The sequence below is a fragment of the Blautia sp. MSK20_18 genome (genome assembly GCF_020553125.1).
Lineage (GTDB): Bacteria > Bacillota > Clostridia > Lachnospirales > Lachnospiraceae > Blautia_A > Blautia_A fusiformis.
Genome location: NZ_JAJCGR010000002.1, coordinates 43,130 through 63,972, shown reverse-complemented (window position 1 = coordinate 63,972; position 20,843 = coordinate 43,130). Strand labels below are relative to the sequence as shown.

Genomic DNA, 20,843 nt, shown 5'->3' with positions numbered 1-20,843 from the left:
GGTAAGATGTGCACATGAAAAATACAGATAAAAATATAAAGATACTGATGATGGATTTTTCCGGAATATATGAGGATCAGCAGTTCTGGAGGGGAAAAGAAGTATCCCGGGTGGAGGCCAGGGACATTCCCGGAACCAACTGCTACTGTGATGAGGATGCGATGAATGCCATCCGCAGTCGCATTGCCCCTTATTCTTCCGGGGAGATCCATTTTATTGATTCCGGAAACTATCACTATATGACAAGAATCTGGCTGGAAAAGATATCGGAGCCTTTCTCGCTTCTTGTATTTGACAATCACACGGATATGCAGCCGCCGGCATTCGGAGGTCTGCTTTCCTGCGGAGGATGGATCTACGATTCTGTTATGGAACTTCCATTGCTTAAAAGGGTGATCCTGATCGGCCCGGATGAGGAAGCTTTTTCCAGAGTGGAATCGGAGATTCAGGAAAAGGTGGAATTCTTGAGCAGAGAGAAGCTTCTGGAAATGGAAGAGGCGCAGGTGTGTGCGTTTGTAAGCAAGCATGTGGGAAAGCTGCCGCTGTACATTTCTGTGGATAAAGATGTTCTCTGCAAGGATGATGCGGACACGAACTGGAGCCAGGGGGATATGCGCCTGAATACGATGCTGGAATGTCTGAAGAGAGTCAGAGAAATATGTGCAGAGGGAATCCTGGGCGTGGATATCTGTGGTGAATGTGATGTAGCAGAATCTGGAAACAGCGCCTTGAATGACCGGGCCAATGCTGCATTGCTGGAGTGTTTTCTGTCCGCATACGGGAGCGAAGATCATGACGGAAATAAGAATGAGATAACAGGAGGAAACCGATGAAAAATGAACTTCTTACCATCGGGCCATTTACGGTATACGGTTATGGTCTGATGATCGCCATTGGAATTTTGGCAGGCTGCCTGACTGCAGAATATAGAGCCGGAAAACAGAAGCTTGACAGTGAACAGATCTTTCCAATGATCCTGTGGTGCCTGGTGGGTGGATTTTTCTGTGCAAAGCTTCTCTTCTGGATCACAGAGTGGAAATCAATTGTTCAGGATCCGGGATTTATAATGGAAACTTTAAGCTCCGGTTTTGTGGTGTTTGGCGGTATCATCGGCGGTATACTGACGGGGCTTCTGTATTGCAGGATCAGAAAGCTTGTATTTTTTAAATATGCGGATGTGATCCTGCCATCTGTGGCACTGGCCCAGGGATTTGGACGGATCGGATGTTTCCTGGCGGGCTGCTGTTATGGAAAAGAGACAGAGAGTGTTTTTTCTGTGATATTTCAGAATTCCGAATATGCGCCCAATCACGTGGCGCTGATCCCGACGCAGTTGTATTCCAGCGGACTGGATTTTCTGCATTTTCTTTTGTTGTTGCTGATCGCACGGAACAAAAAAGAAGATGGTCAGGTTACTGCCTGTTATCTGATCTTTTATAGCATTGGACGGTTTGTGATCGAGTTTTTCCGTGGGGATATTATCCGTGGAAGTGTGGGAATTTTGTCGACTTCCCAGTTTATCAGTATTTTTACAGGGATTGCGGGGATCGTGCTGCTGATACGGATCAGGAAAAAAAGAGATAGCAAGAGCAGTGTTTAAATGGATCAGGGAAGTCCCATGTATCAGGAAAAAGTTGGACAATAGTGGTATAAGGACAGGTTTTCGCTGCATACATCTATGAAAAAGGCGAAAGCAGGCCTGTCATGCTCAGAAAAGAAGATTTTGAACCAAATATGAAAACAGAGGATAAGATCCCCGGAGCGCAGACGGAAAATCCGGCACAGAGTCAGCGCTTCGGGGATTTTATCGTGAAATATATGCAGAATGTCCAGGATACTATGGAACTTTTTCCGGGGGCATCTTTTAGGGCGATCAATGAAATTTTCGGGGTTCTTTATGTTCCGCTGGAAAGTATGGGAGAAATTGAGGTCACGGGAACCTCCTATAATTCGATCCCGAAATGTTATACCTACATGGATATGGAGGCAGCAGGGGAATCAGGGATCAACAGGCTGCACGATCACCCTTATCTGAAGCTGCGTGGAAAAGGTACTGCGGTGGCGGTGATCGATTCGGGGATTGATTATCAGAATGAAGTGTTTCGAAATGCAGGCGGCTCCAGAATCGCTTATTTATGGGATCAGTCCATAGAAGAGGAAGAACAAAATCAGTCTGGACGGGAGTTGGAAGCTGAAAATGGAGATGCAGATAATTTGCCGGGGGATGATATAGCAGATACAGAAGTTCCATATGGCAAATTATTCCGGAAAAAGGATATCGACCGGGCACTGGCTTCCGAGGAGCCGTTTGCCATCGTGCCATCCAGAGATACCAACGGCCATGGCACGGCACTGGCGGGTATTGCTGCCGGAAATATGGTACCCGGAGAAAATTTTACCGGAGCAGCGCCGGAGGCAACCCTGATCATCATCAAGGTAAAGCCGGCAAAGCAATATCTCCGGAATTTTTATCTTTATCCTCCGGAGGCAGAAGCTTTTCAGGAAAATGATGTGATGATGGCCATTGCTTTTGCGATTTCCCAGGCCAAAAAGCTGAAGATGCCACTTTCTATCTGCCTGGGGATCGGAAGCAGCCAGGGCGCGCATCTGGGGACCAATGCGTTAAGCCAGTATGTGGACTATGTGGCAAATTTTTCTCAGGTATCCGTATCTGTGGCAGCAGGAAACGAAGGAAATACAAGAAACCACAGTACGGGGATTTTTTCTCAGGGAAGGGAACAGATCGTGACAGAACTCCGTGTAGCGGAAAGAGAGCAGGGCTTTACCATAGAATTCTGGGGAGAACCGCCGGAAATCTATGAGCTTTCCATCCAGTCACCAACCGGTGAGATACTGGAAGTCAGCAGTTCCATAGGTTCCAGAACCCAGGAGCTGTCATTTGTTTTTGTGGAAACAAAGGTGTATGTGAATTATATCTTGATCGAGCGTCAGACCGGATATTCCCTGGTGTATATCCGATTTTTCCATCCGGCGTCCGGTATCTGGAAAATTTTTACCCAGGCAAGAAATCAACAGAACGTACAGTTCCATATATGGCTTCCTGTGGAAGGGCTGATCTCCCAGGATACCTATTTTCTGGAACCATCCCCCTATACCACGGTGACAGCGCCGGGAGACGCCAGGAACAGCATTACGGCAACTGCCTACCAGCATCGTGACGGAAGCATCTACATTGCAGCAGGCAGAGGCTATACGCCAGATGGCATGATAACTCCACATCTGGCAGCTCCTGGCGTTAACGTAAAAGTGCCGCTGGTACGAGGCGACTTTGGAACCCGCTCCGGAACCAGTATATCCGCCGCACAGACCGCCGGCATCGCGGCACTTCTGTTTGAATGGGCGATCATACGGGATAACCAGCCGTTTTTTACCGGGAGCAGCGTGAAATATTATCTGCAGAGAGGCGCAAGAAGAGAAGAAAACATGCAGTACCCAAACCCGGAGTGGGGGTATGGGAAGGTGGATCTGTATCATACCTTTGAACTGCTGACGTGAGAGGATGCGAGCTGGAAAAAATATGAAAAGCAGAAACAGATCATTTCCTTTGGAAAGAGTAGATGCACAAGATGCATAGATATTACATTTGGAAAAATAAAAAAGGATACGAAAGTACTAATTTTGGAAAAAATATTCATATAGATAATTCACTTTGTATCGTGTACTATAAATATATGGAAAAATCATATAATGACACAACAGGGAGGAATTTTACTTATGGAGCTTTCAACTTTGGTAAAAATGTCAAACACTTACGGAAGCAATCCGGCCTATGTTCTGGCAGGAGGCGGTAATACTTCTGTAAAAGACGATACAACACTGTATGTAAAGGGATCCGGTACTCAGCTTGCTACCATTAAGGCAGAGGAATTTGTCAAAATGGACAGAGCCCGTCTGAATGAGATCATGAAAACGGAATATCCGGCGGATGATGTGAAGCGTGAATCTGCATATCTTGCAGATGTAATGGCGGCAGTGACCGATGAGGATAAAACCAAACGTCCCAGCGTGGAAGCACTGCTCCACAATCTGTTTGCCTATACGTATGTCCTGCATGTTCATCCGACACTTATCAATGGACTGACCTGCGGAAAGGGCGCAAAGGCTCTTTGCGAAGAGCTTCTTGGAAAAGATGTACTCTGGATCGATATCTGCAAACCGGGATACACACTTGCCCGCATCTGCTTCGAGAAAATGAATGCCTATAAAGAAGAAACAGGAAAAGATGTGCAGGTTCTTCTGCTTCAGAATCACGGAATTTTTGTTGCGGCTGATACTGTAGAGGAGATCGGCGTTTTATTCGATGGTGTGATCGGAAAGCTGGAAAAGCAGGTAAAGAGAACTGCGGATGTAAGTGATGCAGTTACACCTGAAAAAGAGCAGGCAGCACAGAAGCTTTCCAGTCTGCTTGGACATGCGGTGGAAGTCGTACCGGCTGCGGAGGCGGATCATTTTGTAAAAGATAAAACTGCTGCGGCACCTCTTCTGAAGCCGTTTACTCCGGATCATATTGTATATTGCGGACCTTATCCGTTATTTGTAGAAAATATTGATGAGGCGAAAAATGCGCTGGATGCATTTATGACAGAGCATGATAAAGAGCCAAGACTGATCCTGGTACAGGGCGTTGGCGCATTTATCATGGAAGATGACAAAGGAAAGGCAGCAAAGGCACAGCTTCTGGTAAAGGATGCGATCAAGCTTGCAGTGTATGCAGAGAGCTTTGGCGGCCCGCTGCAGATGACCGATGAGATCACATATTTTATCACACACTGGGAAGCAGAAGCATACCGCAGTAAGAAATAAAAAAGAAAAATATATAGAGAGAAATAAAGAAAATGCATCGGGAACTATCAGGAATTCCCGGTGCATTTTTTATCGAATGACGGATAAACAGTTACTCAGGACAGAGTTACGCAGCAAATGTGGATATTTTTATCCGCATTACCACAAATCTTATTTCCGATACACGAACGCCGGCAGTCCATCCTCGCCAACCGGAACATTTACAGTTCCCTGGATCAGCGGGCGGGCATAGCGGATAAAGTCTTCGGTGACATCGGAGCCGTCTTCTGTGATCCATTCCACAGGGACCGTCTTTTCTTCGTTGCAGATAACGTTGACATCCTCCAGTGTACATTTCATGGAGTACGGAGAATCACTCTGACGTTTAAATGCGATCATCTTTCCGGTTTCGCCGTTCAGGGCAGCCTGTACACCAAATTCACCGGCGAGGATGCCTTCTTGCTGGTCTGTTCCGGCGAGCATAGCTGCAGAGCAGCGCTGGCTTACATTGAGCTCTACGGAGCGGGCTTTGACACCAAGACGGCTGCGTACAAGATTCTCAAGATATTTACCGCAGCCAGCAAGCATCTTGTGACCGAAGGCGTCGGTTCCGGCAGCGCTGTCGTATTCGCAGATGAAAGTGCCGTCTTTATCATGGATTCCCTCAGATACACAGACTACGACGTTGCAGTTTTTCTCGAAGGCAGCATGAACTTTCTGGAGAAATTCTTCTACATCGAAATCGGTTTCCGGAAGATAAATGAGAAGCGGATTGTCTCCAACGTATTTCCGGGCAAGGGCAGCAGCTCCGGTGAGCCAGCCTGCGTGACGTCCCATGATCTCGATGATAGTGACGGATTTTTTCTCATAGACACAGGCGTCCAGGGTGATCTCACGGACGGTGGAGGCTACGTAGCGGGCAGCACTTCCGAATCCGGGAGTATGGTCGGTGTTTACAAGATCGTTATCAATGGTCTTCGGCTCACCGAGGATACGGATGTCGCTGCCGATCTTTTCAGCATAGCGGGAAAGCTTGCTGACGGTATCCATGGAATCGTTGCCGCCGATATAAAAGAACCAGCCGATGTTCATCTCCTCGAATTTCTGAAAAAGCTTCGGATAAACCGGATCCTCCAGGGATTCCGGAAGCTTGTAACGGCAGGAGCCAAGGTAAGCGCCGGGGGTCCAGGTAAGAGCGAGAAGCTGCTCTCCCGGAAGTGCTTCCTGGAAATCAAGGACTGTTCCGTTTAAAAATCCCTCAATGCCGTTGACCATACCATAAACATGGTCAATCTCTTCTGTATGTTTAAGTGCTTCAGATACCACACCGTAAAGACTGCTGTTGATAGCTGCGGTCGGTCCGCCGGACTGTCCTGCGATAAGGTTCTTTTTTGACATTCTGATACCTCCTGGGTGTTGTTTTTTTATATTGTAACAGAAATAGGAGAAGATAACATCTAAAAAAATCACCTTTTTTATAAAAAAATTACTCTATACAAATAATTATATCATAGTAAAATAGTAGTATAGATAGAGAAAAGAGGTGAAAAAAACGATGACAGTAAAAAAAGTACAGTTTGAGAGCATGGATGAAGTGAACCGTTTTCTTGATGTGACGGAGCATTTTCCGTTTGCAGTGGATCTGAAAAGGGGAAGCAGAACGGTAAATGGCAAATCCATTCTTGGAGTTGCATCCATTGGCCTTGGAAGAGAGATGGACTTTTGTGCACATGTGCCGGAGCTTGCGCCGGAGATCACATCCAGTCTTGGTTTTTGCATGAGGTAGGTTTAAGAGGGGAAAAAATAAATAATGGTTGATCGATGGTGAATGAGGATATCGTAAGGTCGCAGAGGCGATGGTCGGTATTCTCATTTTTTATAGATGACAAATGTGAGTATTTAGAAAAAAATCTAAATACTTATTGACTGGGAAATCCGAAAATGCTATATTCTATTTAGAAATATTTCTAAATACTATCAAAAAGGAAGAAGATATACACGATGGCGTTTGCGGAAACCTTCAAGGCACTTTCGGATCCTGTGCGGAGAGAAATCCTGCAGCTTCTGAAAAACGGGAAAATGTCAGCCGGTGAGATCGGAGGACATTTTGACATGACAGGTGCAACCATATCCTATCATCTGAAAATTTTGAAGAAAGCAGATCTTGTGTGGGAAACGAAGGTGAAGAATTTCGTGTATTACGAACTGAATACCACAGTTGTAGAGGAGCTGCTTCTGTGGCTCAGTGATCTGAAAGGGGGAAAGAATGATGAAAGGTGAAGAAAGAAAAGAGTTTCTGAAGGAATATAAAATGTCCCTGATCTCCGGGAGTATCCTTACGATCTCACCGTCACTGGCAGGGATCCTGCTGTGGAACCGTCTGCCGGAGAAGATCGCAACACATTTTGATCAGCACAATCTGGCCAACGGCTGGAGCAGCAAGCCGATGGCAGTTTTTGGAATTCCATTTCTGCTTTTGTTGATCCATCTGTTTTGCGTGTTTTTTACAGCCAATGATCCAAAGAGAAAAAATATCAACAGGCGTATTTTTACCATGGTCCTGTGGCTGGTTCCGGTGGTGTCTGTGATCACCTGCATGTCAATCTATGGTCTTGCTCTGGGTATGGACATTGATATAGGTGTGATCGTGAATATCATGGTGGGGATCATGTTTATCATTCTCGGAAATTACGTTCATAAGGTGAAACAGAATTATACAGTGGGAATGAAGCTTCCCTGGACCTTGAACAGTGAGGAGAACTGGAACCGTACCAACCGTATGACAGGCTGGATACTGATCCTGTCGGGACTGCTTTTTCTTATGAATTCGCTGCTCCTGAAAACGGAAATTGTTTTTGCGGTAATTTTGCTGGTCATCCTTGTGCCAATGATCTATTCATTTATTCTTTATAAAAAGGGAATCTGAGAAAAAAATTTCGGACCGTCACTGTCAGAAAAAAGGCAGTGGCGGCTTCTTTTTTATCAAAAAATAATGTTCAAACAAAGCGGTACGTGATATGATAATGTCATACAAAAGCATTTCCTCGAACACTATAAACAGACAGCAGACAGGAGGGATCATTATGACAGAATTAAGCCGTTTTCAAAAAGATGTGGAAGTTGCTGCCACTGCTCTTGAAATGCGGGCGGAGAACGAGGATGCCAAAGAAGAGGCCATTCATCTTTACCGGAAATTCGGAAGTACCAAGCAGGAGCCGCTGCGGCTGGCAGTTGCCCTGCGGGGATATTTTCTGGAGGAAGGTGTGGAGGAAGAGGAACGCGCGCATTATGGAGCATATCTTAAGAAAAGGATCCGTCCGGCTGTGGAACGCCTGATCCTGGAAGATGACTGGGAAAAGATCGAGAAGCTTTATGAGAACGAATGGTTTGGGGAACAGGAGCTGGAGGTGTTCCTGAAACTGGCTGAAGAGTGGAGGAGACCTGCAGCGCTGATGGGACTTCTCCATTTGAAAAAAGCAAATTATGGATTTAAAGAGAAGAAATTCGAGCTGTGATTTTTTCAGGAAATCGGGAATGGAGGCGGATTCGGTGGAACGGAGGCAGGAAGAGCTTGGAATACATATCCTGGAAAATATAAGGAACGAACTGTACTACTATTTTCCATATCTGGACGGTGCTTTTGCCTGCATTTCCGGGAAGGGCTCAGAGCAGACCGGAACTATTGGAACAGATGGAGCTTTTTTTCTTTTTTCCCCGGAATATCTTCTGAAGCTTTATGTAAAAAAGCCGGAGGCAGTGCGAAGAGGTTATCTTCATATGCTGCTGCACTGTCTGTATCTGCACCTTTTTCGGGAGGATCAGGAGGACAGACGCTTATGGAACCTGGCCTGTGATATTGCGGTGGAACAGATCATTTCCAGGGAAAAGATCCCGATTCTGGAGACAGGCGGCGATGCGAAAAAAATCCGTGAAAAGGTTTTTCATATTCTGGGAGACAGGTCGGATTCCGCAGAAAAGATATGCCGGAAGCTGAAGGAACAGGCTTTTCCGTTTCACCTGGAAGAACTGGAGGAAGCCTTTCATTTTGATGATCACACCCTGTGGGACACCTGCACAGGAGAAAAAGGAAAAAGAACAAAGGAAAAATGGAACAAGCTTCTTTCCTATACTGCCGCAAACCGTCAGGATCACCGGAAACGGCGGGGATGCCAGAAAGGGGACCAGAAGGAAGAGGCAGGAACGGTAAGATCCGGAAGATACGATTACAAAAAGTTTCTCCGTCAGTTTTCTGTGCTGCGGGAAGAGGTGGAGCTGGATACGGAAAGCTTTGATTATATTTTTTATAATTACGGGATGGAGCATTATGGAAATCTTCCGCTGATCGAGCCGCTGGAATATAAGGAAGTGAACCGTCTGGAGGAGCTGGTGATCGCCATTGATACTTCCGGCTCCTGTGATGGAGAGACTGTGCGGAGATTCCTTGGAGAAACGTATTCCATTCTCAGTGAAAAAGAGAATTTTTTCCATAAAATGAAGGTGTACCTGATCCAGTGTGACTGCTGTATCCAGGATGTTAAGGTGATCCATTTCGAGGAAGAATGGAAGGAATACAGCAAAAATATCACCATACAGGGACGGGGCGGAACGGATTTCCGGCCGGTGTTCCGGTATGTGAAGGAGCAGCAGGAGAAAAAAGAAATCCGCAGTCTTAAGGCTCTGATCTATTTTACAGACGGGGATGGGATATATCCCGGAAGCAAACCGGATTATGAGACGGCCTTTGTATTTTTACATAAAACAGAAAAAATGGAGCTTGTTCCGCCCTGGGCGATCCGGCTTGTGGCAGAGCAGGAAGGAGTGCGTTACAGAACATGAACATAAAAGAGGCAAAAGAAGAGATCAAACATACCTTACTGGCTTACAACCGGAAGGATGCAGCCGGACGCTACACATTTCCCAAACTCCGGCAGCGTCCCATCCTGCTTATGGGGCCTCCCGGAATCGGGAAAACAGCGATCATGGAGCAGGTGGCAGAGGAATGTAATGTAGGTCTGGTAGCCTATACCATTACCCATCATACAAGACAGAGTGCGGTAGGACTGCCAAGGATCGTGACCCGGTGCTACAATGGAAAAGAGGTCAGCATCACAGAGTATACCTTAAGCGAGATCATTGCTTCTGTGTATGATTGTATGGAACGTACCGGAAAGAAGGAGGGAATCCTGTTTATCGATGAGATCAACTGTGTCTCCGAGACACTGGCGCCTACCATGCTGCAGTTCCTTCAGAACAAGACCTTCGGAAGCCACAGCGTGCCGGAAGGATGGCTGATCGCGGCAGCAGGAAATCCTCCGGAATATAATAAATCGGTCCGGGAGTTTGATATTGTAACACTGGACCGTGTGCGGAGGATGGATATCGAGGCAGATCTTGAGGTGTGGATGGAGTATGCCTGGAAAAAGGAGATCCACGGATCGATCCTGGCTTATCTCGGCATGAAAAAGGATCATTTTTATTCTGTGGAGAATACAGTGGACGGGAAATTCTTCGTGACAGCAAGGGGCTGGGAAGACCTGTCTGAGATCCTGAAGGCTTATGAGGAGCTGGGCGTGGAGATCACAGAGAATCTGGTCGGGGAGTATTTATGCAGAGAGGAGATCGCAAGAAGCTTTTTTGCCAGCTATCAGCTGTACCGGAAGTACGGAGAGGACTATGGCCTGGAACGTCTGCTTTCCGGAGAGATGCCGGAGGAGGAACAGCAGAAAAAGGTAAAAATGGCGAAGGATGCTTCCTTTGAGGAACGCTTCCTTGTGACAGGGCTTCTGCTTGACGGTCTGAACGGAAGGTTTCTGACCTATGAGAAGATGGATGGTGAGACAGGTGCTGTTTATCAGGAACTTCTGCATCTGAAAGCTTTTCTTCAGGATAAAAAGGACATGACAGCGCTGGATGAATTTACAGATATGAAGAAGAAAAGTCTGGCTGTCCGTCTGGAGGCGGAGCTTCTCACCGCAGATCAGCAGACTACGGAAGAGCTTGTGATCCGCACTCTGGAGGAATTCAGCCTTACCATCCGAAAGGAGCATATCACAGAAACAGAGGCTGGCTTTGAACGGATCCGGCAGCTGTTTACGGAAATGGCGGAGAAGAGAAAAGCCTGTGCGAAAAAGATCAGCGGGGAGCTGGAACAGGCATTTAGATTTATGAAGGAATGCTTCGGGGACGGACAGGAAACGGTGCTTTTTGTCACCGGATTGACCAGGAACAGCCATGCGGCGGCCTTTATCCGGGAGTATGGCTGTGATCCTTATTTTGCCTGTAGTGAGAAGCTTCTTTACCGGAAGCAGGAGAAAAAGCTTCAGGAGGAATGTGCGTCGCTATTAGAAATATGAATGATCCCTTAACGAATACTTATGACTGAAAGGGGCCTGACATCTTGACAGGAGGGCTTGTGAGGTGATACGGTAACGGTGTCGAAAACAAAAATCAAATAACCGAATGATGAGGTGTGAGAACATGCAGGAATTAAAACCAATCAAAGAAGGTAAAGTACGTGAGATCTATGACAATGGAGACAGTCTGATCATGGTTGCAACAGACCGTATCAGCTGCTTTGACGTAATTCTGAATAACGAAGTTACAAAGAAAGGTGCTGTACTGACCCAGATGTCCAAATTCTGGTTTAACATGACTGAGGACATTCTTCCGAACCACATGATCTCTGTAGATACCAAGGATATGCCGGAGTTTTTCCAGCAGGAGAAATTCGAAGGAAAATCCATGATGTGCCGTAAACTGAACATGCTGCCGATCGAGTGTATCGTACGTGGATACATCACAGGAAGCGGCTGGGCAAGCTACAAGGAGAACGGCACTGTATGCGGCATCAAGCTTCCAGAGGGACTGAAGGAATCCGACAAGCTGCCTGAGCCGATCTACACACCATCTACCAAGGCTGAGATCGGTGATCACGATGAGAATATTTCCTTTGAGCAGAGTATCGATCATCTTGAGAAATACTTCCCGGGAAAAGGACGCGAGTATGCAGAAAAGCTTCGTGACAACACCATTGCTCTTTACAAAAAATGTGCAGAGTATGCACTCAGCAAGGGAATCATCATTGCAGATACAAAATTCGAGTTTGGTCTTGATGAGGACGGAAACATGGTCATCGGTGATGAGATGCTGACACCGGACAGCTCCCGTTTCTGGCCGGCAGAAGGCTACGAACCAGGACATGGTCAGCCATCCTTTGACAAACAGTTTGCACGTGACTGGCTGAAAGCCAATCCGGACAACGACTGGACACTTCCGCAGGAGATCGTTGACAAGACTATTGAGAAATATCTCCAGGCATACAAAATGCTTACAGGAAAAGAACTGGCCTGAAAATAACAGCAGCTCTGAAATAGAACATACCTTACAAGCCGCTTCGGATGCCCATTCCGAGGCGGCTTTTTTCTGTATAAAACAGGACAAAAACAAAACGGTTGCAAGAAAACGGAGGGATATTTATAATAAATACAGAAACCAGATGATCCTGACAGATTTAAAGGAGTGTGATTATGAGCAGGAAAAACAAGGTGAAAAAGAAAAAAACAGTTGGAGATCATATTCTGACGATCGTTCTGATCGTGGCAATCTGTATTTTCTGTTATGCAGCTTTTAACCTTTATCATATTTATACAGAATATAAAAAAGGAACCGATGAATATAACAGCATTTCCGAAATGGCAGTGACAGAACGTGATCCGGACCAGGTGGAAGAGATAGATCAGCCGGATGAACAGCCTGTAGCACCTGTGAGCATTGATTTTGATTCTCTCAGGAGTATCAATGAGGATGTGATCGGCTGGATCTATATGGAAGCATTGCCTGAGATCAGTTATCCGGTGGTACAGGGAGAGGATAATAATTTTTATCTGCACCAGACATATGAGAAAAATTATAATTTTGCGGGAACGATCTTTATTGATTATGAGAACAAAAGAGATTTCAGCGATTGTAATACCCTGGTGTACGGACACAACATGAAGAATGGTTCCATGTTTGGAATGCTGAAAAAGTACAGAGCGGATGAGACGCTTTATAATACCAGCAAATATTTCTGGATCCTCACACCGGAAAAAGATTACCGGTATGAGATCATTGCAGCGTATACGACTTCTGTAAACAGCGATACGTATACCTTATTTAAAGGACCTGGCAAAGAGTTTCTGGAATATGAGAAAAAAATGTTCCAGAATTCGGAGATCAGAACAGATGCCACTGCAAGTGAAGCCAATGTGAAGGATAAGATCGTTACATTATCAACCTGTACCGGCAATCAGGCAACACGTTTTGTGGTACAGGGAAAAAGAGTGAATGCGGTGAATCCACAGTAGAGCTTTTGCGGATAAGTTTGGGAGGAAATGATATGGGAAATGAGATAGAAAAATTACAAAAGATCATTGATGAGAGCAGAAATATTGTATTTTTCGGCGGCGCAGGTGTTTCAACAGAAAGCGGGATCCCGGATTTTCGAAGCCAGGACGGACTGTATAACCAGAAATATGATTACCCGCCGGAGACGATCTTAAGCCATACATTTTTTATGCGAAAACCTGAGGAATTCTTTAAATTTTACAGAGATAAGATGCTTTGTGATACTGCAAAACCGAATGCGGCACATCTTAAGCTGGCGGAGATGGAGCAAACAGGAAAGCTGAAGGCTGTGATCACTCAGAATATCGATAATCTTCACCAGATGGCAGGAAGTAAAAAGGTCCTGGAGCTTCACGGAAGCGTTTACCGAAATCATTGTGTGAAATGCGGGAAATCCTATGATTTTAAATATATGAAGGAATCGAAAGGTGTTCCGCGGTGCAGCTGCGGCGGCATGATCAAGCCGGATGTGGTCCTTTATGAGGAAGGACTGGATGACTATACGATCCAGGAATCAGTAAGAGTGATCTCAGAGGCGGAGGTGTTGATCATCGGGGGAACTTCTCTGGCGGTATATCCGGCAGCAGGTCTGATCGATTATTTCCGGGGAAATCATCTGGTGGTGATCAACAAGGCACCGACACCGAGGGATAAATATGCGGATCTTCTTATTAAAGAACCGATCGGGCAGGTGTTTTCTCAGATAAGAGTCTGAAAATATGGGAACCTGGGATGATCTGCAAATTAAAAATGAGGAGTATCAAATGGGATTAAATTATGAAGTTGGAGATATTGTCACACTGAAGAAGGCTCATCCCTGTGGCAGTAAAGAATGGGAGATCCTTCGCGTAGGAGCGGATTTTCGCCTGAAATGCAAGGGCTGCGGACATCAGATCATGGTGGCACGTAAGCTGGTTGAGAAAAATACACGAGATTTGAAAAAAATTGAAAAAAATTAAATTTATGCTTTACATCACGGGAGAGATGTGCTAGAATCAACAATCGTGATATATTTCATATCCTTGCTCTTTGACAGGCAAAGGGCCAAAAGACCATAAGGAGGTTAAGACAAGCATGAACAAGTACGAGTTAGCATTAGTTGTGAGCGCTAAGCTTGAGGACGAAGCACGTGACGCTGTAGTTGAGAAAGCAAAAGGCTACATCACACGTTACAACGGCGTGATCACAGAAGTTGAAGAATGGGGTAAGAAGAAATTAGCTTACGAGATTCAGAAAATGCATGAAGGCTTCTACTATTTTATTCAGTTTGAAGCAGATTCTCAGTGCCCGGCGGAGATCGAGAGACATGTCCGCATCATGGACAATGTATTAAGATACCTGGTTGTCAAGAAAGAGGCATAATTTTTGCAGCGGATTTTTGAAAACACCATTAAGAACCTGTTCAGTTAAGTGAAATCATAAGAGAGGTAGAACGATGAACAAAGTAATATTAATGGGACGCTTGACAAGAGATCCTGAGGTAAGATATTCCGCAGGAGAAAATGCCCTGGCAATCGCCAGATATACACTGGCAGTTGATCGCAGATTCCGTCGTGACGGAGAGGCAAGTGCTGATTTTATCAGCTGTGTTTCTTTCGGACGTACAGCAGAATTTGCGGAAAAGTATTTCAGACAGGGACTGAAAATTGCAGTTACGGGACGTATCCAGACAGGAAGCTATACGAACCGTGAGGGACAGAAGGTTTATACGACAGAGGTTGTTGTTGAGGATCAGGAATTTGCTGAGAGCAAAGCATCAAGCGACAGCTATGCAGCAGCTCATCCGAGAACAGAGGCAGCACCTGCAACGTCTATGCCGAGTCCGAGCGCAGCAAGCGCCGACGGCTTCATGAACATTCCAGATGGAATTGATGAGGAGCTGCCGTTCAATTAGAACATCTGATCAAGACAGATGAGACGAATAAGATAGGAGGAAACAATCATGGCTTACAATAGAGGCGAGAGACCAGATTCTCCGATGAAGAGAAGAGGCGGACGCAGAAGAAAAAAAGTTTGTGTATTCTGCGGTAAAGAGAATAACGAGATCGATTACAAGGATGTAGCAAAGTTAAGAAAGTATGTTTCCGAGAGAGGTAAAATTCTCCCGAGAAGAATTACAGGTAACTGTGCGAAACATCAGAGAGCACTGACAGTTGCTGTTAAGAGAGCACGTCATATGTCCCTGATGCCATACGTTCAGGACTAATTCTGATCTTATACGGGGTCGTTGCGAAACAGATGAGTAGTCATCTGGAGGCAGCGGCCCTGTTTTTTTTATGAGCAAAACAGATTTTATCATTGCTATGGAATTATAATAAGGAATCTGGTATAATGTTAAATAACTTGTGGGTTAAATTACATTAAGAACAGGAAAAAGCAATGAACAACAAAGTTAAATTCAAGGGGCCTATGAAACACTTCATGCGCTGGCCGCTGTACCTTTCGGTCCTGGTCGTGCTGCTGGACCTGCTGGTGTTTATTGTAAGTGTAAAGGCCGGAATTCTGGTGTCTGTAGGTACTGTGATCTATATTTTTATCGCAGTACAGCTTTTTCGATATCACAAACCGCTGATCATCAATGATATGATCGCATTTGCCAATCAGTATGATGTGGTAGAAAAGCGGATGCTGGAAGAACTGGCGCTTCCTTATGTCATTATGGATATGGAAGGCCGCATGATCTGGTCCAACCGTATTTTTTCAGAGATCACGGGGAGAGATCAGTTTTATAAAAAAAATATCAGCACAGTTTTCCCGGATATTACTTCGGACAAGCTTCCTGTAGCCGATGAACCGGAAATTTCTGAGATGAGTATACATTTCGGGGATCGGATCTATCGGGTTTCCATGCAGCGGGTGACTATGGGTGAAGTAGTCAGCCATGCGGATATTTTGGAGAATATGTCCCAGAATGTCAGTCTGATCGCCATGTATCTTTATGATGAAACAGAACTTAAGGAATACATCCAGAAAAATGAGGATAACAAGCTTGTTGTAGCACTGGCTTATCTGGATAATTATGAAGAAGCACTGGAGAGCGTGGAGGATGTGAGAAGATCTCTGCTTATCGCACTGATCGACCGAAAGATCACCAAGTATTTTTCCAACTTTGACGGCCTTGTGAAGAAACTGGAGAAAGATAAATATCTTCTGATCATGCGCCAGAGTTCACTGGAAACACTGAAGGAACAGCGTTTTCATATCCTGGATGAGGTTAAGACGGTTAACATCGGAAATGAAATGGCTGTGACATTAAGTATCGGAATCGGTCTGAATGCTTCTACGTATATCCAGAATTACGAATATGCCAGAATTGCCATTGAGATGGCACTGGGCCGTGGCGGTGATCAGGTAGTGATCAAAAATGAAAATAATATTACCTACATTGGCGGCAAGGCACAGCAGATGGAGAAATCAACCCGAGTGAAGGCACGAGTGAAGGCTCAGGCTCTGAAGGAATTTATGAGCACCAAGGATCGAGTGGTGGTTATGGGACACAAGATCACAGATGTGGATGCTCTGGGAGCTGGGATCGGTATTTACCGTGCCGGTAAGACTCTTGGTAAGCCGGTGCATATTGTGATCAATGATCCGACCACATCCATTCGGCCGCTGATGAGTGGATTTATGGAGAATCCGGATTATGAGCCGTCCATGTTTGTGGACAGTAATCAGGCCAAAGAACTGGTGGATAACAATACGGTAGTAATTGTGGTGGATACCAACAAGCCAAGCTATACCGAATGCCAGGATCTTCTCTATATGACAAAGACCATTGTGGTATTGGATCATCACCGCCGCGGCAGCGAGGTGATTCAGAATGCAGTTCTGTCCTATGTGGAGCCATATGCATCCTCAAGCTGCGAGATGATCGCAGAGATCCTGCAGTATTTTGCAGACGGGCTGAAGCTTCGAAGTATTGAGGCGGACTGTATTTATGCGGGTATCATGATCGATACCAACAACTTTACAACAAGAGCGGGTGTGCGTACCTTTGAGGCAGCAGCATTCCTGCGCAGATGCGGAGCAGATGTGACACGTGTACGTAAGATGCTCCGGGATAATATTGATTCCTATAAGGCGAGAGCGGAGGCAGTTCGTACTGCGGAGATCTACAGAGATTATTTTGCCATTGCAAGATGTCCGAGTGAAGGTCTGGAAAGTCCTACCGTTGTAGGAGCACAGGCGGCCAATGAGCTGCTCAATATCGCAGGAGTCAAGGCATCTTTTGTTCTTACCAGCTATAATAATGAGGTTTACATCAGTGCCAGAGCCATTGATGAAGTGAATGTACAGGTCATGATGGAACGGATGGGCGGCGGCGGACATCTGAATATTGCCGGTGCACAGGTGAAAGACACTATGGATGAGACCGAAAGAATGCTGAAAGAAATTATAGACCAGTTATATCAGGAAGGGGACAAATAGAAATGAAAGTAATTCTTCTGGAAGATGTTAAATCCCTGGGTAAAAAGGGACAGATCGTAAATGTAAGTGACGGATATGCAAGAAACATGATCCTGCCCAAAAAGCTTGGTGTTGAAGCTACATCCAAGAATCTCAATGACCTGAAACTCCGTAAGGCAAATGAAGAAAAGGTTGCACAGGAAAACCTGGACGCTGCCAAGGCATTTGCAGAGGAGCTTTCCACAAAGGAGGTTATCCTTACTCTGAAGGTAGGTGAAGGCGGAAGAACATTCGGTTCTGTATCCTCAAAAGAAATCTCAGAGGCAGCCAAAAAACAGCTGAATCTTGATATCGATAAGAAAAAGCTCCAGCTGGAGAATCCGATCCGTAACCTGGGTGTTACCAATGTTCCGGTACGACTTCATCCAAAGGTAACCGGAAGTCTCAAAGTCTGGGTAAAAGAGGCGTAATCAATGGAAGAAGCACTGATCAAGAGGATTCTACCTCACAGTATTGAGGCAGAGCAGTCAGTGATCGGATCCATGATCCTGGATCGTGATGCGATCCTGGTGGCTTCCGAGATCCTGACCAGTGATGATTTTTATCAAAAACAATATGGCATCATTTTTGATGCCATGGTGGAGCTCTGCAATGAAGGACAGCCGGTAGATCTGATCACTCTGCAGAATCGTCTCAAGGAGAAAGAGCTTCCGCCGGACATCAGCAGTATGGAATATGTCCGTGATCTGATCGCAGCAGTTCCTACATCAGCCAATGTGAAATACTATGCCAATATCGTAAGCGAAAAGGCAGTTCTCCGTCGGCTGATACGGACTACGGAAGAAGTTGCCAATGCCTGTTATCTGGAAAAGGACAGTACGGAAACCATACTTGAGGAATCCGAGAAAAAGCTGTTTAATATTTTGCAGAGAACAAATGGCAGCGATTATGTGCCGATCCAGCAGGTTGTGTTGAATGCAGTCAGCAATATTGAGAAGGCTTCCAAGCTGAAGGGCTCCGTTACCGGGATCCCGACCGGATTTGTGGATCTGGATTATAAGACTTCCGGTATGCACGCGTCCGATCTTGTACTGATCGCAGCTCGACCTTCCATGGGAAAAACTGCCTTTGTATTGAATATTGCCCAGTATATGGCGTTTCGTAAAGATGTGACCGTGGCTATTTTCAGTCTGGAGATGTCCAAGGAGCAGCTGGTAAACCGTCTTCTTGCTATGGAATCTCACGTGGATTCCCAGAATCTCCGTACCGGAAATCTGAAAGATGAGGACTGGACGAAGCTGGTAGAAGGAGCGGATATTATCGGTGGCTCCAATCTTATTATTGATGATACACCTGGAATCTCCATTGCGGAGCTTCGTTCCAAATGCAGAAAATATAAGCTTGAGCATAATCTGGGGATCATCATGATCGATTATCTTCAGCTGATGAGCGGAAGTGGAAAATCGGATTCCAGACAGCAGGAAATTTCAGATATTTCACGATCGCTGAAAGCGTTGGCAAGAGAGATCGATGTACCGGTAATTGCGTTATCACAGCTTAGCCGTGCAGTGGAACAGAGACCGGATCACAGACCAATGCTTTCAGATCTTCGAGAGTCCGGAGCTATTGAGCAGGATGCGGATGTGGTCATGTTTATCTATCGAGATGATTATTATCACAAAGATACCGAGAAGAAAGACATTGCGGAAATTATCATAGCCAAGCAGAGAAACGGCCCGATCGGAACTGTGGAGCTGGTATGGCTGCCGAGATATACCCAGTTTGTAAATATGAAAAAATAGAGCCGTGCAGACGGTAAATGAAAGGCTGTCAGGATGAAAGCTTATAGTTATCCTGATGGCCTTTTGTATTTTTGTCTGTGTGATCGTGGAGTTCGGGATGCTATGGATATAGGCAAAGAGTCATATTTGGTAAAATTATGTCAACCGATTATTCTTGCTATTTCCTGATCTCAGGGGTTATACTGTAGACAGCAGCAGTGAATCTCTATATAAGGGGGCGTTCACAATGGAAAAAAGATATACAGTCAGACAGGCCGTAACACTGACCGGAGTGAAATCTTATGTCCTGCGTTACTGGGAGGAAGAACTGGAGCTTCGGATCGGACGCAATGAACTGGGACATCGCTATTATACACCGTTTGATATCCAGCTTTTTCTTAAAATAAATGAGCTGAAAAGTAAAGGACTTCAGTTGAAAGCAATCCGTACACTGATCCCACCGGAGGCAAGAAAGGCAGATACACCGGATTTTTCAGAATCTGGTATCAGGATCCTGGATGGAGAAGCTGTTGAGCTTGAAGATATCCCAATGAAAAAAACGGGATCTGAAAAGGAGTTCATGGAAAAAACGGAATCCGGGAATACAGAGAAGTGCGGAGCAGATAACGATAAGATACTGGAGTTTCAGGAAATCATGGAACGCCTGATCCGTGAGGAAATGCAGAGAAAGAAAGAAGGAGAGTACCGGTGTCGTTCTCTGGATGAAGCGATCCGCAGGCAGCAGCAGGCAAGAAGAGAAGCGGCAGCTTCCTGTGAGGGAAAAAAGAATAAAAAAAACAGAAAAGGCTGCCGGTAAACCGGCAGCCTCATTCATTATAGCAGCTTATCAAGCTAATGATGCATTACTCAGCAGAGATAGCACCAACTGGACAGGCCTCAGCGCATGTTCCGCAGTCAACACAAGCGTCTGCGTCGATTACATAATGCTCGTCTCCCTGAGAAATAGCCTCGTTCGGGCACTCACCCTCACATGTTCCACAGCTAACGCACTCGTCAGAAATTACATATGCCATAATTGATATCCTCCTTTTAAATTGTGTATTGTATGTATCCCCTACCAGGGATTCTATTCCCATTCTAATATATCTGCATAAAGAATACAAGTATAAATTTATAAACAAAACTGAAAATTCGTAACCCGTTGATTCCATTCCGGATTCGTATTATAATAGCAGAACGGAATGAAATATTTCGATAAAACAGTAAAGGAGAATACAATCATGGCAAAAGTTACAAAGAGCATGCTGATCGGAGAACTGCTCACTGTAGACCCGAATATCGCACCGATCCTGATGAGAGCAGGAATGCATTGTCTTGGCTGCCCGTCTTCACAGATGGAATCTCTGGAAGAAGCAGCAATGGTCCATGGCCTGGACGCAGATGTCCTCGTAGCTCAGATCAATGATTTTCTTGGTGAGTAATAAACAGAAGCTTTTTTGCTGAAAC

General features: G+C 45.4%; 24 protein-coding genes. 22 read left to right on the top strand and 2 right to left on the bottom strand.

What is annotated here, in order from left to right; all coding sequences use genetic code 11:
- Nucleotides 1-14: 14 nt before the first annotated feature.
- The 4 genes from LI091_RS01690 to LI091_RS01675 all read left to right on the top strand — a co-directional run bounded on the left by LI091_RS01690 (nt 15) and on the right by LI091_RS01675 (nt 4,824).
- Nucleotides 15-833 (top strand): arginase family protein, encoded by an 819-nt coding sequence (locus tag LI091_RS01690; protein WP_265190698.1) that lies wholly within the window; start codon nt 15-17, stop codon nt 831-833.
- Nucleotides 830-1,600: a prolipoprotein diacylglyceryl transferase gene (locus LI091_RS01685; protein WP_015527202.1), complete on the top strand. Its 771-nt coding sequence runs from the start codon at nt 830-832 to the stop codon at nt 1,598-1,600. Before LI091_RS01690 ends, LI091_RS01685 begins: the two co-directional genes overlap by 4 nt.
- A gap of 104 nt (nt 1,601-1,704) precedes the next feature.
- Nucleotides 1,705-3,516, top strand: a complete 1,812-nt coding sequence (locus LI091_RS01680; protein WP_015527201.1) for a S8 family peptidase — start codon at nt 1,705-1,707, stop codon at nt 3,514-3,516.
- Between the two features lie 219 nt (nt 3,517-3,735).
- Nucleotides 3,736-4,824 (top strand): class II aldolase/adducin family protein, encoded by a 1,089-nt coding sequence (locus tag LI091_RS01675; protein ID WP_118752996.1) that lies wholly within the window; start codon nt 3,736-3,738, stop codon nt 4,822-4,824.
- Between the two features lie 150 nt (nt 4,825-4,974).
- Here LI091_RS01675 and LI091_RS01670 read toward each other — a convergent pair whose 3' ends face one another.
- On the bottom strand, nt 4,975-6,201 hold the full coding sequence (locus LI091_RS01670; protein ID WP_015527199.1) for a 6-phosphofructokinase: 1,227 nt from the start codon (nt 6,199-6,201) through the stop codon (nt 4,975-4,977).
- Between the two features lie 157 nt (nt 6,202-6,358).
- Here LI091_RS01670 and LI091_RS01665 point away from each other — a divergent pair, with 157 nt between their 5' ends.
- The 17 genes from LI091_RS01665 to LI091_RS01585 all read left to right on the top strand — a co-directional run bounded on the left by LI091_RS01665 (nt 6,359) and on the right by LI091_RS01585 (nt 20,193).
- Nucleotides 6,359-6,589 (top strand): HPr family phosphocarrier protein, encoded by a 231-nt coding sequence (locus LI091_RS01665; RefSeq protein WP_015527198.1) that lies wholly within the window; start codon nt 6,359-6,361, stop codon nt 6,587-6,589.
- A gap of 215 nt (nt 6,590-6,804) precedes the next feature.
- Complete coding sequence (locus LI091_RS01660; RefSeq protein WP_015527197.1) at nt 6,805-7,083, top strand: autorepressor SdpR family transcription factor; 279 nt, start codon at nt 6,805-6,807, stop codon at nt 7,081-7,083.
- On the top strand, nt 7,070-7,729 hold the full coding sequence (locus LI091_RS01655) for an SdpI family protein (protein WP_320442562.1): 660 nt from the start codon (nt 7,070-7,072) through the stop codon (nt 7,727-7,729). Before LI091_RS01660 ends, LI091_RS01655 begins: the two co-directional genes overlap by 14 nt.
- Before the next feature lie 157 nt (nt 7,730-7,886).
- Entirely contained in the window at nt 7,887-8,318 is a 432-nt protein-coding gene (locus tag LI091_RS01650) for a hypothetical protein (protein WP_092068357.1), read from the top strand.
- A 34-nt stretch (nt 8,319-8,352) separates the two neighbouring features.
- The gene (locus LI091_RS01645) at nt 8,353-9,639 is read left to right on the top strand and encodes a vWA domain-containing protein (RefSeq protein ID WP_265190697.1); all 1,287 of its coding nucleotides are present in this window, start codon (nt 8,353-8,355) and stop codon (nt 9,637-9,639) included.
- Nucleotides 9,636-11,156 carry an ATP-binding protein gene (locus LI091_RS01640; RefSeq protein ID WP_195274127.1) on the top strand — a complete coding sequence of 507 codons (1,521 nt, stop codon included), beginning with the start codon at nt 9,636-9,638 and terminating at the stop codon, nt 11,154-11,156. The genes LI091_RS01645 and LI091_RS01640 overlap by 4 nt, the downstream gene beginning before the upstream one ends.
- A 124-nt stretch (nt 11,157-11,280) precedes the next feature.
- Complete coding sequence (locus LI091_RS01635; protein WP_227589083.1) at nt 11,281-12,153, top strand: phosphoribosylaminoimidazolesuccinocarboxamide synthase; 873 nt, start codon at nt 11,281-11,283, stop codon at nt 12,151-12,153.
- A gap of 176 nt (nt 12,154-12,329) precedes the next feature.
- Nucleotides 12,330-13,148 carry a class B sortase gene (srtB, locus tag LI091_RS01630; protein WP_021651401.1) on the top strand — a complete coding sequence of 273 codons (819 nt, stop codon included), beginning with the start codon at nt 12,330-12,332 and terminating at the stop codon, nt 13,146-13,148.
- A gap of 32 nt (nt 13,149-13,180) precedes the next feature.
- Entirely contained in the window at nt 13,181-13,903 is a 723-nt protein-coding gene (locus LI091_RS01625) for an NAD-dependent protein deacylase (protein WP_015527191.1), read from the top strand.
- Nucleotides 13,904-13,952: 49 nt separating this feature from the next.
- Entirely contained in the window at nt 13,953-14,147 is a 195-nt protein-coding gene (locus LI091_RS01620) for a DUF951 domain-containing protein (RefSeq protein ID WP_022426426.1), read from the top strand.
- A 115-nt stretch (nt 14,148-14,262) separates the two neighbouring features.
- The gene (rpsF, locus tag LI091_RS01615) at nt 14,263-14,550 is read left to right on the top strand and encodes a 30S ribosomal protein S6 (RefSeq protein WP_015527189.1); all 288 of its coding nucleotides are present in this window, start codon (nt 14,263-14,265) and stop codon (nt 14,548-14,550) included.
- Nucleotides 14,551-14,623: 73 nt separating this feature from the next.
- Nucleotides 14,624-15,082, top strand: a complete 459-nt coding sequence (locus LI091_RS01610; protein ID WP_015527188.1) for a single-stranded DNA-binding protein — start codon at nt 14,624-14,626, stop codon at nt 15,080-15,082.
- Nucleotides 15,083-15,130: 48 nt separating this feature from the next.
- Complete coding sequence (rpsR, locus tag LI091_RS01605; RefSeq protein ID WP_021651398.1) at nt 15,131-15,394, top strand: 30S ribosomal protein S18; 264 nt, start codon at nt 15,131-15,133, stop codon at nt 15,392-15,394.
- Between the two features lie 173 nt (nt 15,395-15,567).
- Complete coding sequence (locus tag LI091_RS01600; RefSeq protein WP_227589084.1) at nt 15,568-17,616, top strand: DHH family phosphoesterase; 2,049 nt, start codon at nt 15,568-15,570, stop codon at nt 17,614-17,616.
- A gap of 2 nt (nt 17,617-17,618) precedes the next feature.
- On the top strand, nt 17,619-18,065 hold the full coding sequence (rplI, locus tag LI091_RS01595) for a 50S ribosomal protein L9 (protein WP_015527184.1): 447 nt from the start codon (nt 17,619-17,621) through the stop codon (nt 18,063-18,065).
- Nucleotides 18,066-18,068: 3 nt separating this feature from the next.
- Nucleotides 18,069-19,397, top strand: a complete 1,329-nt coding sequence (dnaB, locus tag LI091_RS01590) for a replicative DNA helicase (protein WP_015527183.1) — start codon at nt 18,069-18,071, stop codon at nt 19,395-19,397.
- 226 nt (nt 19,398-19,623) lie between these two features.
- Nucleotides 19,624-20,193 (top strand): MerR family transcriptional regulator, encoded by a 570-nt coding sequence (locus LI091_RS01585; RefSeq protein WP_022426424.1) that lies wholly within the window; start codon nt 19,624-19,626, stop codon nt 20,191-20,193.
- A 46-nt stretch (nt 20,194-20,239) separates the two neighbouring features.
- Here the strand turns inward: LI091_RS01585 and LI091_RS01580 are convergent, their stop codons facing one another.
- Entirely contained in the window at nt 20,240-20,410 is a 171-nt protein-coding gene (locus LI091_RS01580) for a DUF362 domain-containing protein (protein ID WP_015527180.1), read from the bottom strand.
- Nucleotides 20,411-20,617: 207 nt separating this feature from the next.
- Between LI091_RS01580 and LI091_RS01575 the strand changes: the two genes are divergently transcribed.
- Nucleotides 20,618-20,818, top strand: a complete 201-nt coding sequence (locus tag LI091_RS01575; RefSeq protein WP_015527179.1) for a DUF1858 domain-containing protein — start codon at nt 20,618-20,620, stop codon at nt 20,816-20,818.
- The last annotated feature ends 25 nt before the right edge of the window (nt 20,819-20,843 follow it).

Bases quoted from the DNA above. Each gene is read 5' to 3' on its own strand.
- LI091_RS01690 (WP_265190698.1), top strand. From the start codon at position 15: ATGAAAAATACAGATAAAAATATAAAGATACTGATGATGGATTTTTCC.
- LI091_RS01685 (WP_015527202.1), top strand. From the start codon at position 830: ATGAAAAATGAACTTCTTACCATCGGGCCATTTACGGTATACGGTTAT.
- LI091_RS01680 (WP_015527201.1), top strand. From the start codon at position 1,705: ATGCTCAGAAAAGAAGATTTTGAACCAAATATGAAAACAGAGGATAAG.
- LI091_RS01675 (WP_118752996.1), top strand. From the start codon at position 3,736: ATGGAGCTTTCAACTTTGGTAAAAATGTCAAACACTTACGGAAGCAAT.
- LI091_RS01670 (WP_015527199.1), bottom strand. From the start codon at position 6,201: ATGTCAAAAAAGAACCTTATCGCAGGACAGTCCGGCGGACCGACCGCA.
- LI091_RS01665 (WP_015527198.1), top strand. From the start codon at position 6,359: ATGACAGTAAAAAAAGTACAGTTTGAGAGCATGGATGAAGTGAACCGT.
- LI091_RS01660 (WP_015527197.1), top strand. From the start codon at position 6,805: ATGGCGTTTGCGGAAACCTTCAAGGCACTTTCGGATCCTGTGCGGAGA.
- LI091_RS01655 (WP_320442562.1), top strand. From the start codon at position 7,070: ATGATGAAAGGTGAAGAAAGAAAAGAGTTTCTGAAGGAATATAAAATG.
- LI091_RS01650 (WP_092068357.1), top strand. From the start codon at position 7,887: ATGACAGAATTAAGCCGTTTTCAAAAAGATGTGGAAGTTGCTGCCACT.
- LI091_RS01640 (WP_195274127.1), top strand. From the start codon at position 9,636: ATGAACATAAAAGAGGCAAAAGAAGAGATCAAACATACCTTACTGGCT.
- LI091_RS01635 (WP_227589083.1), top strand. From the start codon at position 11,281: ATGCAGGAATTAAAACCAATCAAAGAAGGTAAAGTACGTGAGATCTAT.
- srtB (WP_021651401.1), top strand. From the start codon at position 12,330: ATGAGCAGGAAAAACAAGGTGAAAAAGAAAAAAACAGTTGGAGATCAT.
- LI091_RS01625 (WP_015527191.1), top strand. From the start codon at position 13,181: ATGGGAAATGAGATAGAAAAATTACAAAAGATCATTGATGAGAGCAGA.
- LI091_RS01620 (WP_022426426.1), top strand. From the start codon at position 13,953: ATGGGATTAAATTATGAAGTTGGAGATATTGTCACACTGAAGAAGGCT.
- rpsF (WP_015527189.1), top strand. From the start codon at position 14,263: ATGAACAAGTACGAGTTAGCATTAGTTGTGAGCGCTAAGCTTGAGGAC.
- LI091_RS01610 (WP_015527188.1), top strand. From the start codon at position 14,624: ATGAACAAAGTAATATTAATGGGACGCTTGACAAGAGATCCTGAGGTA.
- rpsR (WP_021651398.1), top strand. From the start codon at position 15,131: ATGGCTTACAATAGAGGCGAGAGACCAGATTCTCCGATGAAGAGAAGA.
- LI091_RS01600 (WP_227589084.1), top strand. From the start codon at position 15,568: ATGAACAACAAAGTTAAATTCAAGGGGCCTATGAAACACTTCATGCGC.
- rplI (WP_015527184.1), top strand. From the start codon at position 17,619: ATGAAAGTAATTCTTCTGGAAGATGTTAAATCCCTGGGTAAAAAGGGA.
- dnaB (WP_015527183.1), top strand. From the start codon at position 18,069: ATGGAAGAAGCACTGATCAAGAGGATTCTACCTCACAGTATTGAGGCA.
- LI091_RS01585 (WP_022426424.1), top strand. From the start codon at position 19,624: ATGGAAAAAAGATATACAGTCAGACAGGCCGTAACACTGACCGGAGTG.
- LI091_RS01580 (WP_015527180.1), bottom strand. From the start codon at position 20,410: ATGGCATATGTAATTTCTGACGAGTGCGTTAGCTGTGGAACATGTGAG.
- LI091_RS01575 (WP_015527179.1), top strand. From the start codon at position 20,618: ATGGCAAAAGTTACAAAGAGCATGCTGATCGGAGAACTGCTCACTGTA.